Here is a 13704-nt window from a genome sequence, read left to right on the forward strand (position 1 = left end):
CCTTGGGAACCGACTGGTAGGAGGCGCCGTATGAAACTGCCCGACCGCTGGCTCGCCTCCCCTTGGCGGCGTTCCGTCGTCGCCGCACTGGCCGGTGCCCTGCCGATGTTCGCCTTCCCGGCGCCCGCCCTGTGGTGGTTCGCGTACGTCGCGCTCGTGCCCTGGATCCTGCTCGTCCGGTCCGCGCCGACCAGCAAACGCGCGGCGTACGACGGCTGGTTCGGCGGCCTGGGGTTCATGGTGGCGGTGCATCACTGGCTGCTGCCGAGCCTGCATGTGTTCATCTTCGTCCTCGCGGCGCTGCTGGGCGCACTGTGGGCACCCTGGGGTCTGCTCGTACGTCGGTTCCTGGCGGTCGGCGCGTCGGCCGGGCGGATCGCCGCCGGGCTCGTCGTGCTGCCGTCGGCGTGGCTCATGGTCGAGCTGGTCCGCTCGTGGCAGGGGCTGGGCGGCCCCTGGGGCATGATCGGATCCAGCCAGTGGCAGGTGGCGCCCGCGCTGCGACTGGCCTCGTTCGGCGGGGTGTGGCTGCTCAGCTTCCTGGTGGTGACTGTGAACGTGGCGGTCGCGGTGCTGGTCGCCGTGCGCGCGTCCCGGGTTCCGGCCGTGGCCGGGCTCGTCGCCACCGCCGCGGTGACCTCCGCGGCCTGGGTGTGGTCACCGCGTCCGGAGGCGGACGGCCGGGTGCGGATCGCCGTCGTCCAGCCGGGCATCGTCGACGGGGCCGACAGCGCCGGGAAGCGGTTCGCGCTGGAGGAGTCACTCACTCGCCGGCTGGCCGGCCAGGACGTCGATCTGATCGTCTGGGGCGAGAGCAGCGTCGGCTACGACCTGGCCGACCGCCCCGACCTGGCGAAACGGCTCGCATCGCTCTCGCGCACGACCGGGACCGACATCCTCGTCAATGTCGACGCCAGACGCTCCGACCGGCCCGGCATCTACAAGAGTTCGGTGCTGGTCGGTCCTGACGGCCCCACCGGTGACCGGTACGACAAGATGCGGCTCGTGCCCTTCGGTGAGTACGTTCCGGCGCGTTCGCTGCTGGGCTGGGCCACCTCCGTCGGCAAGGCGGCGGGCGAGGACCGCAAACGCGGCACCGAGCAGGTGGTGATGAACGTCGGGCACGGACTGCGTATCGGGCCCATGGTCTGCTTCGAATCCGCGTTCCCGGACATGAGCCGCCATCTCGCGCAGGACGGCGCCGAGTTGCTCGTCGCGCAGTCGTCGACCTCGTCGTTCCAGCACAGCTGGGCCCCCGAGCAGCATGCGTCGATCGCGGCCCTACGCGCAGCCGAGACCGGCCGGCCCATGGTCCACGCCACGCTGACCGGCGTCTCCGCCGTCTACGGCCCGAGCGGCGAGCGCGTCGGCTCCTGGCTCGGCACCGACGCGAACACCTCGGCGGTGTACGACGTACCACTGGCCCGGGGTGTCACGCCGTACGTCCGCTTCGGTGACTGGCCGGTGCACTCGGCCGTCCTCGTCATCGTCGTCCTGGGTGCCGTCGAGGGCCTGGGCCTGCTCAGGCGACGTCGGTCCGCTTCCCCACCGCTCGTACCACCCGTTCGCACAGCTCATGGGTCGCCAGTGCGTCCCGGGCGCTGAGCACCCTGCCCGTGCGCACGGCGTCGAGGAAGGCGAGCACGGCCTGTTCGATTCCGCGCTGCCGCGCCACCGGCACCCAGTCGCCGCGCCGCCGTACGGTGGGCTGCCCCTTGTGGTCGATCACCTCGGCGAGGTTGATCACCTGACGTTTGGTGTCCTGCCCGGACACTTCGAGGATCTCCTCGGCCGAGCCGCTGAGCCGGTTCATCACGCCGAGCGCGGTGAAGCCGTCCCCGGCGAGCTGGAGCACCACGTGGTGCAGCAGGCCGCCCTCGGTGCGGGCGCGCACGGTCACGTCGTCGATCGGGCCCGGCACCAGGAACCGCAGCGTGTCCACGACGTGGATGAAGTCGTCGAGGATCATCGCGCGGGGTTCCTCGGGCAGGCCGATGCGGTTCTTCTGCATGAGGATCAGCTCGCGCGGGTGGTCGGCGCACTGGGTGTATCCGGGTGCGAAGCGCCGGTTGAACCCGACGGCGAGCGAGACACCACGCTCCTCCGCCAGCCTCACCAGCCGCTCCGACTCGGCGAGTTCGTACGCGAGCGGCTTGTCGACGTACGTCGGTACGCCCGCCTCCAGCAGCCTGGTCACGATCTCCGGGTGCACGACGGTGGGCGCGTGCACGAAGGCCGCGTCGAGACCCTGGGCGATCAGCTCGTCGAGGCCTTCGTGCCGCTGCCCGGCCGGCAGACGCAGGCCGTCGGCGACCCTGGTGAGTGTCGTGGGAGTCCGTGTGTGCAGATGCAGTTCGACCTCGGGCCGCGCGCCCAGCACCGGCAGATACGCCTTCCGCGCGATGTCACCGAGTCCGATGCAGCCGACCTTCACGGGGTCTCCTTCAGTGGTTGCCTGCCGGGGTCATCCGGGAAGCATACGGCCGTCGGAGGTCTCGAGGGTGGGCCGAGCCCGGCGGATAACACATGGTGGGGGCGGTCGCGGTGAGCGATCATGCCTGCATGACGACACAGGTTCCGCGCAGTGAGCCCGCCCAGAACGCCGACGAACGCACCATGCTGGAGGGCTGGCTGGACTACCACCGGCAGACCCTGGCGTGGAAGTGCGAGGGCCTTGCCGACGCCCAGCTCAGGGCGGCATCGGTCGAACCCTCCGAGCTCTCCCTGATGGGTCTGGTGCGGCACATGGCGGAGGTCGAGCGCAGCTGGTTCCGCAGGGTCCTGGTGGCAGAGGACGCGGGCCCGATCTACTACAGCGAGCAGGACCCGGACGGCGAGTTCCACCTGACCGAGGCGGACACCTGGGCGGAGGCGTACGGCACCTGGCAGGCCGAGATCGAGACCGCTCGGCGGAATGCCGCCGGCTTCGGTCTCGACGACCTCTCGAAGGGCCGGAACAGGCGCGGTGACGAACCGTTCAACCTGCGCTGGATCTACACGCACATGATCGAGGAGTACGCCCGCCACAACGGCCACGCCGACCTGCTCCGCGAACGGGCCGACGGAACGACCGGCGACTGAGGCGAGCCGGCGAAGGGGCGCGCTTCGGACGGGCCCCGGCCGTCAGCCGGGACCCCCTCGCCCCCTCCGTAAGGGGCCGGAGATCACCCGTGTGGGGCATCCTCCGGTCGTCCACGGTTCCGAAACGGGCCGGACACAGCAGAGTTGCGCGGGTGCACCGAACGACGACCACCGCAACGCTCCTGGTAACTGTGGCTGTCACGGCCCTCTCCGGCTGCGTCACGATCCAGCACCCGACCGCTCCCGGCCCGCTCCCGGCGCCGTCCCAGCCGTCGGTGCCCCGTCCGGACGGCCGGGCCGAACCCCAGATCGTGCAGGCCCCAGCGCGGGAGGCACTGGAGCTCATCGGCCCCGACCGCGAACCCCCTCAGGCCCCGCGGACACCGCGAGCCGTGGGCGAGCCGCACCGCCCTGCCGCCGCGGCACCCGCGCCCCCACCGGCCGCCGCTCCGCCTCCGCCCCGCCGGACCAAGCCGAAGAAGCGCCCGCCGAAGCCGCAGCGCCGCCACACCCAGCCCCGTGTCGAGCTCCCCGAGGTGTCCCGCCCGGTACGCGAGAACACGGACGTGTGCGCCCTCGGCAGGAAGTACGGAGGCTGGGGCAAGGACAGCCCCCAGACGGTCATCTGCAAGGAGGCGTACGGGCGTTGAGCGCGCAGGGATCGGTCAGGAGATCGGCCGAGCGGTCCGGGCGGGGCTGCTGACGGGCAGACATCCCCCGGAGCCGTCCGGGATTGCTCAGGGCCGCTGCCTGGGCGGCCCCCAGGAATCCCCTTCCGGTCCGTCGGAAGAGTCTCCCCCGGAGGAGTCCCCCTCCCCCAGCCGCAGTTCCAGCCGCCCGATGGCTGCCCTGACCCCGTCGCCGTAACTGTCGTCGCCCAGCGCGTCGGCCGCGCCTCGGGCGCGGCGGATGTGGGTCCGGGCGGCGTCGGGGCGGTCCAGCTTCACGTAGTCGGCGGCGAGGTTCAGATGCAGCGACGGGTACAGGGCGCGCACCGCCAGCGCCCCCTCGTGCCGGACGACCTCAGCGACCCGTTCGTCCGACAGCTCCTGCGCCGCCGACAACGCCCGGAGATCCCACGCCAGTTCGTCCGAGGGGTCGTCCTGCGTGTCGGCCATGTAGTGCGCCAGTGTGCAGCGGTGCAAGGGGTCGCCGGCCGCGCCGATCTCCGCCCACAGCCCCAGGAGACGCCCCCGGGCCTCCTCGCGGTCACCGCCGTGATGCAACATGACGGCCTGTCCGATCCTGGTCATCATGGCATCCGGTGCCACCTGTTCCTGCCGCTCCGTCACCGCACCCTCCACCCTCGTCCGCTGTGCCCGTTGTCCTTTCCCGACGCTAACTCCAGGCACTGACAATCACCGTCAGGCGGGCCGGTACGGCACCGGCCCGGCGACACGGCTCACCGCTCCGGGTTCAGCCCAGGTCGGGAATCGTCCAGTCGACCGGCTCGTGCCCCTGGCCGGCCACCGCCTCGTTGATCTGGGTGAACGGGCGCGAGCCGAAGAACTTCTTCGCCGACAGCGGCGACGGGTGCGCCCCCTTCACCACCACGTGCCGCTCCTCGTCGATCAGCGGGAGCTTCTTCTGCGCGTAGTTGCCCCACAGGACGAACACCGCCGGGTCGGGACGGTCGGCCACGGCCCGGATCACCGCGTCCGTGAACCTCTCCCAGCCCTTCCCCTTGTGCGAGTTGGCCTCGCCGGAACGGACCGTGAGCACCGCGTTGAGCAGCAGCACGCCCTGCTCGGCCCACGGCATCAGATAGCCGTTGTCAGGAACGGGCGTGCCCAGCTCCTCCTTCATCTCCTTGTAGATGTTGCGGAGAGAGGGCGGGGTCTTCACCCCGGGGCGGACCGAGAAGCACAGGCCGTGGCCCTGCCCCTCGCCGTGGTAGGGATCCTGACCGAGGATCAGGACCTTCACCTTGTCGTACGGCGTCGCGGCGAGCGCGGCGAACACCTCGTCGCGCGGAGGATAGACAGGACCCTTCGCCCGCTCCTCCTCGACGAACTCGGTCAGCTCCTTGAAGTAGGGCTGCTGCAGCTCGTCACCCAGGACGCCGCGCCAGGACTCGGGCAGCATGGCGATGTCGGTCACGTGAACTTCCTCCGATGTGCGGTGTGTTCCACTCATCGAAGAACCTACCGGCGCCCACTGACAACGGGTCACCGCCAACGGGCGCGGGCACCGGCCGCGCTCCGGCCTCGGGCTCCGCTACCAGCTGGTCTTCCAGTACAGCTGCCACATCACCATCATCGTCGCCGGGTCGATGGACACCTCGGCGCCACCGATCTCCTCGCTCGCCGCCACATGCTGCTTGCCCTGCCACAGCGGCAGCAGCCGGGCGTCGTCCAGGAGGATCTGCTGAGCCTTCTTGAACTCGTCGCCCACGGCCCCGCGGTCGCTCTCGCGGCGGGACTCGGGCAGCAGGACACCGGTGATCTCGGGGGACGTGTACGGCGTACCGAGGGCGTTCTGCTCACCCACGAACGGGGCGATGAAGTTGTCGGCGTCGGGGAAGTCGGGGAACCAGCCGCGCCCGAACACCGGGTACTCGCCCTTCTGGTAGCCGTCCACGTAGGTTTTCCAGGGGCGGCTCTTGAGCGTCACGGTGAACAGGCCGGAGTCCTCCAGCTGTCGCTTCAGTTCCTCGAAGGCCGGCTTGGTCTGGGAGCCGTAGCGGTCGCTCGTGTACCAGAGGGTGAGCGGCACCCGCTCGGTGACGCCGTCCTCCAGGAGGATCTGCCTGGCCTTGGAGGAACTGGGATTCCCGAAGTTGTCGAAGAAGCCCGTGGTGTGGCCGATCAGCCCCTTGGGGATCATGGAGTACAGCGGCTCGACGGTGTCCTTGTAGACGTTGTGGGCGAGCGCCGGGCGGTCGACGAGCTGGGCGATCGCCTTACGGACCGAGAGCTTGCTGGACCAGGGATCCTTGGGGTTGAACACCAGGTAACTGATCTCGGTGGTGGCGTTCTCGACGAGCTGGAGGCCCTCCGCCTTCTCGTTGTCCTCGATGTCGACGATGTCGTCGGCGCTGAGACCTCGGTAGACGACGTCGATCGACTTGTCCCGGAGGGCGTCGGCCATCTCGGACGACTTCTGGAAGTAGCGAATGGTGACGGCGTCGTTCCTGGGGGCCGCGATGCCCTTGTAGCGGTCGTTCCTGACGAGTACCGCCTTGTCGCCCTCGTTGTAGGACTCCAGGGTGTAGGGCCCTGAACCGTCGACCTTGCCGTCCCGGCGGAGGGACTTCGCGGGGTACTCCTCGGGGTCCACGATCGACATGGCGGGCGTGGAGAGCACGAAGGGGAAGGTCGCGTCGGCCTGGTTCAGGTGGAAGACGATCCCGCGGTCGCCCTTCAGCTCGATCCGGTCGAGGCTGGTCAGCAGACCGGCCGGGCCGCCGTTGACGTTGATCGTCCTGATCCGGTCGATGGAGTACTTGACCGCCCGCGCGTCCAGGTCGTGTCCGTCGGAGAACTTCAGGCCCTCGCGCAGCTCACAGCTGTACACCGTGCTCGAACTGTCGGTGAACTCGCAGCTCTTGGCGGCGTCGGGCTCGGGCTCGGTCCCGCCGGTGTCGAAGTTGAGCAGCGTCTGGTGCACGTTGCGGAACAGCTCCCACGAGTTGTCCCAGGAGGCGGCCGGATCCAGTGTGCTGGGCTCGCTGGTCGTCCCCACGACGATCGGCTTGCCCTCGTTGGAGGAATCGGAGGAGAAGACTCCGCATCCGGCGACCATGGATATGGACGCGGCTGTCGCCAACTGCCGCAGGCCCCGGTTCCGGTTGAACACGTGCACGCTCCTCGATCTGCCATACCAAGCCAACGGTCGGCAGACCATACCGCAGTGCCCCACCGGGTGGTCCAGCTTCTTGGAAGGCCACTTGATCAGCGCGTATCGCGCGACACCGCCCTCGGACGGTGTGACCTCGGACGTCGACACCGGAGCTTTTTCTGTCAGGTGACACGCATAAGTTTGCAGCGGCCGACATACAGGCTTTTCGCCACGCATCTTCCGGTAAATGGCAAAGCGGACGTCAAAATTCGCCGCCCGATTACCCCCGAGTAACTCCGAGTACGGACGCGGGCGCCCGTCTTCCGACGAGCGCCCGCCCCACTCCGCACCGGTACGTCAGCCGTTGCCGGCCTTGAGGAAGATTCCTCCGTCGACCACGAGCGTCTGGCCGGTGATCCAGTCGGCCTGGGACGAGGTCAGGAACGCGGCGGCACCCCCGATGTCGGAAGGTACGCCGAGCCGGCCGAGCGGGTAGGCGGCGGCCGCCTCCTCTTCGCGGCCCTCGTAGAGCGCCTGCGCGAACTTCGTCTTCACGACGGCCGGCGCGATCGAGTTGACCCGCACCCCGGGCGCGTACTCGTGCGCCAGCTGCAGTGTCAGGTTGTCCATCGCGGCCTTGCTGATGCCGTAGGCGCCGATGAACGGCGAGGCCGAGAGACCCGCGACGGACGTGATGTTGACGATCGCCCCGCCGTTCTCCTTCTGCCAGGCGTGCCAGGTCTTCTGGGCGAAGCCGAGCGCCGAGACGACGTTGGTCTCGAAGACCTTGCGCGCCACGTTGAGGTCGAGGTCGGCGATCGGCCCGAACACCGGGTTCGTACCGGCGTTGTTGACGAGGAAGTCGACGCGCCCGAACGCCTCAAGGGTGCGCTCGACGGCGACGGCCTGGTGGGCCTCGTCGTGGGCCTTGCCCGCCACGCCGATGACCCGGTCCGCACCGAGTGCCTCGACGGCCTCCTTGAGCGCGTCCTCGTTGCGTCCGGTGACGCACACCCGGTCACCGCGCGCGAGGAGCGCCTCCGCGATGCCGTAGCCGATGCCCCGGCTGGCGCCCGTGATGAGGGCGACCTTGCCCGAGAGTTCCACTGTGGTCATGTTCTTGTTCCCCGGCCCTAGTCGAGCGGTCCGCCGGCGACGTACAGCACCTGGCCGGAGACGAATCCGGCGGCCTCGTCCGTGAAGAAGGCGATCGCGTTGGAGATGTCGTCCGGAGTGCCCACGCGCTGCACGGGGATCTGGGTCGCGGCGGCGGCCTTGAAGTCCTCGAAGCCCATGCCGACGCGCTCGGCGGTGGCGGCGGTCATGTCGGTGGCGATGAACCCGGGGGCGACGGCGTTCGCGGTGACGCCGAACTTGCCGAGTTCGAGGGCGAGGGTCTTGGTGAAGCCCTGGAGACCGGCCTTGGCGGACGAGTAGTTGACCTGGCCCCGGTTGCCCTGGGCGGAGGAGGAGGACAGGTTGACGATCCGGCCGAACTTGGCGTCCACCATGTATTTCTGACACGCCCTCGACATCAGGAAGGCTCCGCGCAGGTGCACGTTCATGACCGTGTCCCAGTCGGACACGCTCATCTTGAAGAGCAGGTTGTCGCGCAGGACGCCCGCGTTGTTGACGAGGATCGTGGGTCCGCCCAGTTCCTCGGCGATGCGCGTGACCGCGGCCGCGACCTGCGCCTCGTCAGAGACGTCGCAGCCGACGGCGATCGCCTTGCCACCGGCTGCGGTGATCTTCTCGACGGTGTCCTTGCAGGCGGCCTCGTCGAGGTCGATCACCGCGACGGCGCGGCCCTCCGCCGCCAGTCGTACGGCGGTCGCGGCGCCGATGCCGCGCGCACCGCCGGTGACCACGGCGACCCGCTGCTCAGTGGTGGACATTGCTGGTTCTCCTCGCCCTTGAAAAGCCTGCGGTCCACGGTACGCCCTCAGGTGAGCGACCGCTTAGTACCTTCAGTACCCGTGACGCTAGAAGTCCTGGCACCCGGTGTCAACGCCATGTCACTCCGGTGTGAGCCATTACCTGACCAGCAGAGCCAGCAGTCGCTCCGTCTCGGCCATCGGATCCGCCGTGAGCCCCGTGTGCACGGGCCCAGGCTGGACCACCGTCGAGCGCGGCGCGATCAGCCAGCGAAACCGCCGACCGGCATCGTCCAACCCGGCCTGACCCGCTGCTTCCCCTCCCGCGCAGACCCCTTCCACGGCATGCAGCGACGCCCGCACACCGGCCACGTCGGCCTCGGGGTCCAGCGCCCGCAGCTTGCCCTCGTCCAGATGCGTACGCGCCGCGACAAAGGACCTGGCACGGCAGTACACCAGGACGCCGACGTTGAAGCACTCACCGCGCTCGATCCGCGGTACGACCCGCAGCAGCGCGTACTCGAAGACGTCCCGCTCGCTCACTTCTCCCCCTCGAAGCCCGTAACGCCCTTGAGTCGCTCGTGGATGACGGCGGCGCGCGCGAGGAGCGGCTCCGCGTAGGCCCGCCGGAGCGCGTCCGGCGAGTCGAACCCGGGTTCGTCCGCGAGCCACGTGTCGGGGATCTCCGCGGTCACCTCGGCGAGCAGCTCCTCGGTGACCAGCGGCGCCAGTTCGGCGGCGGCCGAGGCGATGTCCGGGCCGAACCGGGCGAGTGCGTGCTCGGAGACGTCGTACGGCTTGGCGGCGGACGCCTGTACGCCGGGCCAGTTGTGGTGCCAGATCATCGTGGCGCCGTGGTCGATGAGCCACAGGTCGCCGTGCCACATCAGCAGGTTGGGGTTGCGCCAGGACCGGTCGACGTTGTTGACGAGCGCGTCGAACCACACCACCCGCCCGGCGTCCTCGGCACTCACCTCGAAGGCGAGGGGGTCGAAGCCGAGCGCCCCCGACAGGAAGTCCATGCCGAGGTTGGTGCCACCGCTCGACCTGAGGAGCCCCTGCACCTCCTGGTCGGGCTCGCCGAGGCCCAGCACCGGGTCGAGGGCGACCGTCACCAGCCCGGGCACCCGCAGCCCCAGCCGCCGGGCCAGCTCACCACAGACGACCTCGGCGACGAGTGTCTTGCGACCCTGTCCCGCGCCGGTGAACTTGATGACGTACGTCCCGAGATCGTCGCCCTCGACGAGTCCCGGCAGTGAACCGCCCTCCCGCAGGGGCGTGATGAAGCGGGTCGCGGTGACCTCTTTCAGCATTTTCCCAGGCCACCCATCTCTTCAACCTTGATTTCCGCGAACACTGCCGGAGAGACGCCCTGGCGGGAACAGTCCGTCAACAGCCCTGGCCGGCCTCCGGCATGAAGCGAGCATAGTGACCAAGGGTGATGGCGGACGAGGCGAGTAGTCGCCGGGCGGCGCGACTGACAGCTGCCGTTGGAGCAGCCTGTTCAGTCCTCGGCGCGCTGCCCTCGGGCGATGGCTACGAGGTCGGCGTAGCGGATGACGGACCCGCCCGCGCCCCAGGTCCCGTCGGGCTGCTCGTGCGCCAGCACCCACACCCGCGACGCGTCGGCCTCGGTGAGCCCCGCAGCCGAGAGCACGGTCGTCGTGGCGTCCCGGACCAGGCCGGCCTTCCCGTCCTCCGAGAGCGCGCCCCGAGGGACCGTCACGTCGATGAGGAAGCGGGGTGCGTCGTCCTCGGCGGTGGTCTGCGCTCCTGCGGGCAGTTCGACGAGGTAACTCCACAGCTGGGCCCGGAAGAACGGCGTGTCCGGCGCTCCCTCCCAGCGCAGCAGGGCGCCGGCCAGGTCCCGTTGGACGGTCTCGCGTCCCTTCTCACTGAGGGAGCCTGACGGGACGGTGAGCCGGATGATCGACATGACGGGATCTCCTTGTCTGACGCGCACACCGGCGCAGACAAATGCGGACCGCCGGTCGCGCGACCGCATCGTTACGGGGCGTGTCTTCTGATCAGAGGGGGCACTGGCCGGGCGGGCCGAGCGGTTGGACGACTGAGGCACGTTCGCGGCCTTGTGCCCGGGCCGCCTGAACGGCGCGCGCGCAGGGTTCGTATCTTCGTACGCATCAGCAATCGCCTCCGGAAGGAACGTCAGCATGAGCAGCGCCTCGCTTCAGCCCGTATCGGGACCGGGTCGTCGTACGGTCATGGCGGCGGCCGGCGCGGCGGGGCTCGCCGTCGCGCTGACCGCGTGCGGGTCGGAGGACGACTCGTCGGCCTCCGCCACCGAGCAGGGCGCCGCCGCCGGCACCGCCCTCGCCAAGACCTCCGACATCCCGGAGGGTGGCGGCAAGATATTCAAGGACCAGGGTGTGGTGGTCACCCAGCCGACGGCGGGCACTTATAAGGCGTTCTCGTCGAAGTGCACGCACGCGGGCTGTGCGGTGACGGGCATCACCAACGGCGTCATCACCTGCCCGTGCCACAACAGCGAGTTCTCGGTCGCGGACGGCAGCGTGAAGAAGGGCCCGGCGACCACGGCGCTGGCCGCCGAGTCGATCACCGTGTCCGGGGACTCCATCACACTCGCCTGACCATCACCCTCGCCCGGCGCGGCGAGGCCGCTTGAGACAGGCCAGCACCTCGTCGGTGGTCGCGACCGTGGCGACCAGCGCGAGGGTGTTGCGGATCATCGCGGGGGTGTAGTCGGAGGGCACCCCCGCGATGGCGTCCCTGGGCACGACGACGGTGTATCCACGGTTCACGGCGTCGAACACGGCGTTGGGAATCGCGACGTTGGCCGAGACGCCGGTCACGATCAGCGTGCGGCAGCCCAGGTTGCGTAGCAGGGCGTCGACGTCGGTGCCCTGGATCGGCGACAGGCCATGCAGCCGCCGTACGACGAAGTCCTCGTCGGCGACCTCGATCGGCGGTGCGACGCGTACCGCGGTGGTGCCCGAGAGCTGCTGGACGGGGAGCCGCTCGGCGGCGCGGAACAGCCGGGCGTTGTGGTTGGCGCCCCGGCCGTCCGAACGCCGTTCGGCGATGGCGTGGATGACCTGGACACCGGTCTCGTGGGCGGCCTCGACCAGTCTGGCGACCTGGCCGAGCGCCCCCGACGACCGTGCCTCCCCGGCGAGTTCGGGCAGGGCGCTGTCCGGGCCGACTACGCCCTGCTGGCACTCGACGGTGAGCAGGACCGTGGTCGCGGGGTCGAGGAGTTCGCTGAGCTGTTCGTACGACGGCATGGCGCTCCCTGGTCGCGGACCGTATGGACGGGCGGGGGAGACTAACGCCCACCGCGTACGGGCGGAAGACAGCCCGATTCACTTTTCTGACCCGAAACGACGCGAAACGACGCGAGACAACACGAGCAAGAGGGGGATCACATGACCGTGGCTCAGCGCCGAGGCCGGAAGATCATGATGACGCCGGGCGAGCTGGACGAGTTCCTCACGACCCAGCGCACCTGCCGGGTCGCCACCGTGTCGGCCACCGGCGCGCCGCATGTGAGCACGCTGTGGTTCGCCTGGGACGGCATCTCGATGTGGCTGTACTCGGTGGTCCGCAGCAAGCGCTGGACCGACCTGTCCCGGAACCCGAAGGTCGCGATCGTCGTCGACACGGGCGAGGAGTACGACGAACTTCGCGGCGTCGAACTGTCCGGCACCGTCGAGTTCGTCGGCGAGTCGCCGCGCACCGGGGAACTGCGCGCCGAACTGGACGTCCCCGAAACGCTGTTCGCCCGCAAGAACTTCCGCCTGGACGAGATGCCCCACGACGGCAGACACGCGTGGATCCGCCTGACCCCGGAAAAAACGATCTCCTGGGACTTCAGCAAACTGCCCCCGCAGTAGCGGGCTTTCTTCAGGGCGTGCTCAACACGGGGCGGCACCCCTCCAGCGCCGGCCCGCACCCCCAGCCCGTCCGGCGATTGACGACAAGGCCCCTTCAGGGCCGACAGGGGGGTCTGGGGGCGCAGCCCCCAGGAACGGGATGGGAAGGGTAAGGGCGGCGGGGGCGAACCCCTCTACGACACACCCCCCACCGCCTGCCCCACCCCCCGCAACGCGCCCACCGCCGCCCGGATCGACGGCCGTCGATCCGCATCCGCCCGCCACACCACGTACACATGCCGCCGCACCCGCTGCCGCAGCGGAACGGTGACCACTCCCGCGGGCACGGGATGACGCCCCAGCAGCGGCGCGATGCACACCCCGAGCCCCGCCGCGACCAGCGCCAGCTGCGTATGCGTCTCCGCCGCACGGTGCCCGATGCACGGCTCGACACCCTTGGACCGCAGCGTGAACATCAGCCACTCGTGGCAGAACTCGCCCTCGCCCCACGTGATCCACTCGTCCTCGGCGAACTCCTCCAGGTCCACCTCGCCGCGACCGGCGAGCGGATGGCCCACCGGCATCGCCACGTCCGCCGGGTCGTCGAGGATCGCCGCCTTCACCAGACCGTCGGGCAGCGGCATCGGCTTGTTGTACCAGTCGAGCACGACCGCCAGGTCGAGGTCCCCGCGCACCACCCCGGCGACCCCGGCCTCCGGTTCCAGCTCGCACGAGCGCAGCCGCAACCCGGGGTGCTCCGCGCGCAGGGCCGCGAGCGCGGCCGGGAACAGTCCGCGCGCGGCGGTCGGGAACGCCGAGAGCCGCAGCTCACCCACCACCTGCCCACGCTGTGCCTCCAGGTCCGACTGGGCCAGCTCGACCTGGGAGAGGATGCGCGCGGCGTGGTCCGCGAGCAGCCGCCCGGCGTCGGTGAGGCGCACACCCCGCCCGTTCTTGGCCAGGAGCTGCTGCCCCACTTCGCGCTCCAGCTTGGACATCTGCTGCGAGACGGCCGACGTCGTCACATGCAGCCCCTCGGCCGCCCCGCTGACCGAGCCGTGCCGGGCGAGGGCGTCGAGGGTACGCAGGCGCTCCAGATTCAACATGTAAGCGATTCT

Annotated in this window: 16 protein-coding genes; 5 read left to right on the plus strand and 11 right to left on the minus strand. The window is 69.8% G+C overall.

Translation table 11 applies throughout. The features are described 5' to 3' along the window. Positions 1-30 precede the first annotated feature (30 nt). A complete protein-coding gene (lnt, locus tag QA861_RS30795) occupies positions 31-1605 on the plus strand; it encodes an apolipoprotein N-acyltransferase (RefSeq protein ID WP_334591943.1) in 1575 nt (524 codons plus the stop codon). Here lnt and QA861_RS30800 read toward each other — a convergent pair. Further along, complete coding sequence (locus QA861_RS30800) at positions 1523-2434, minus strand: Gfo/Idh/MocA family protein (RefSeq protein ID WP_334591944.1); 912 nt, start codon at positions 2432-2434, stop codon at positions 1523-1525. The two genes, lnt and QA861_RS30800, sit on opposite strands and share 83 nt — an antisense overlap. A gap of 128 nt (positions 2435-2562) precedes the next feature. On the opposite strand from QA861_RS30800, the gene QA861_RS30805 reads away from it, so the two are divergent. Together QA861_RS30805 and QA861_RS30810 are read left to right on the plus strand one after the other, a co-directional pair. Then, positions 2563-3081 (plus strand): DinB family protein, encoded by a 519-nt coding sequence (locus QA861_RS30805; protein ID WP_334591945.1) that lies wholly within the window; start codon positions 2563-2565, stop codon positions 3079-3081. A 152-nt stretch (positions 3082-3233) separates the two neighbouring features. Continuing rightward, positions 3234-3731 carry a hypothetical protein gene (locus QA861_RS30810; RefSeq protein WP_044472878.1) on the plus strand — a complete coding sequence of 166 codons (498 nt, stop codon included), beginning with the start codon at positions 3234-3236 and terminating at the stop codon, positions 3729-3731. Between the two features lie 87 nt (positions 3732-3818). Here the strand turns inward: QA861_RS30810 and QA861_RS30815 are convergent, their stop codons facing one another. From QA861_RS30815 to QA861_RS30850, 8 genes are all read right to left on the minus strand, one after another. Then, complete coding sequence (locus QA861_RS30815; RefSeq protein WP_334591946.1) at positions 3819-4373, minus strand: hypothetical protein; 555 nt, start codon at positions 4371-4373, stop codon at positions 3819-3821. Between the two features lie 124 nt (positions 4374-4497). Continuing rightward, complete coding sequence (ung, locus tag QA861_RS30820; protein ID WP_334591947.1) at positions 4498-5181, minus strand: uracil-DNA glycosylase; 684 nt, start codon at positions 5179-5181, stop codon at positions 4498-4500. A gap of 117 nt (positions 5182-5298) precedes the next feature. Beyond that, positions 5299-6879, minus strand: a complete 1581-nt coding sequence (locus QA861_RS30825) for an ABC transporter substrate-binding protein (RefSeq protein WP_334591948.1) — start codon at positions 6877-6879, stop codon at positions 5299-5301. Positions 6880-7218: 339 nt separating this feature from the next. Further along, positions 7219-7977: an SDR family oxidoreductase gene (locus tag QA861_RS30830; protein WP_334591949.1), complete on the minus strand. Its 759-nt coding sequence runs from the start codon at positions 7975-7977 to the stop codon at positions 7219-7221. A 17-nt stretch (positions 7978-7994) separates the two neighbouring features. Continuing rightward, positions 7995-8756 carry a 3-oxoacyl-ACP reductase FabG gene (fabG, locus tag QA861_RS30835; protein ID WP_006377683.1) on the minus strand — a complete coding sequence of 254 codons (762 nt, stop codon included), beginning with the start codon at positions 8754-8756 and terminating at the stop codon, positions 7995-7997. Positions 8757-8894: 138 nt separating this feature from the next. After that, positions 8895-9278, minus strand: a complete 384-nt coding sequence (locus QA861_RS30840; RefSeq protein ID WP_334591950.1) for a DUF3037 domain-containing protein — start codon at positions 9276-9278, stop codon at positions 8895-8897. Next, positions 9275-10048 (minus strand): HipA family kinase, encoded by a 774-nt coding sequence (locus tag QA861_RS30845; RefSeq protein WP_334591951.1) that lies wholly within the window; start codon positions 10046-10048, stop codon positions 9275-9277. The genes QA861_RS30840 and QA861_RS30845 overlap by 4 nt, the downstream gene beginning before the upstream one ends. Before the next feature lie 191 nt (positions 10049-10239). Next, positions 10240-10671, minus strand: coding sequence for a tautomerase family protein (locus QA861_RS30850; RefSeq protein WP_334591953.1), 432 nt, complete (start codon positions 10669-10671; stop codon positions 10240-10242). Between the two features lie 235 nt (positions 10672-10906). On the opposite strand from QA861_RS30850, the gene QA861_RS30855 reads away from it, so the two are divergent. Next, positions 10907-11344, plus strand: coding sequence for a Rieske (2Fe-2S) protein (locus QA861_RS30855; RefSeq protein WP_334591954.1), 438 nt, complete (start codon positions 10907-10909; stop codon positions 11342-11344). Between the two features lie 3 nt (positions 11345-11347). On the opposite strand, the gene QA861_RS30860 is transcribed toward QA861_RS30855, so the two are convergent. Beyond that, a complete protein-coding gene (locus tag QA861_RS30860) occupies positions 11348-11998 on the minus strand; it encodes a cysteine hydrolase family protein (RefSeq protein ID WP_334591955.1) in 651 nt (216 codons plus the stop codon). Positions 11999-12139: 141 nt separating this feature from the next. Between QA861_RS30860 and QA861_RS30865 the strand changes: the two genes are divergently transcribed. Then, positions 12140-12607 (plus strand): pyridoxamine 5'-phosphate oxidase family protein, encoded by a 468-nt coding sequence (locus QA861_RS30865; RefSeq protein ID WP_334591956.1) that lies wholly within the window; start codon positions 12140-12142, stop codon positions 12605-12607. Positions 12608-12780: 173 nt separating this feature from the next. Here QA861_RS30865 and QA861_RS30870 read toward each other — a convergent pair whose 3' ends face one another. Further along, positions 12781-13692 (minus strand): LysR family transcriptional regulator, encoded by a 912-nt coding sequence (locus QA861_RS30870; protein WP_334591957.1) that lies wholly within the window; start codon positions 13690-13692, stop codon positions 12781-12783. Between the last annotated feature and the right edge of the window lie 12 nt (positions 13693-13704).

Source organism: Streptomyces sp. B21-083, from assembly GCF_036898825.1.
In the GTDB taxonomy this organism is placed as follows: Bacteria; Actinomycetota; Actinomycetes; order Streptomycetales; family Streptomycetaceae; genus Streptomyces.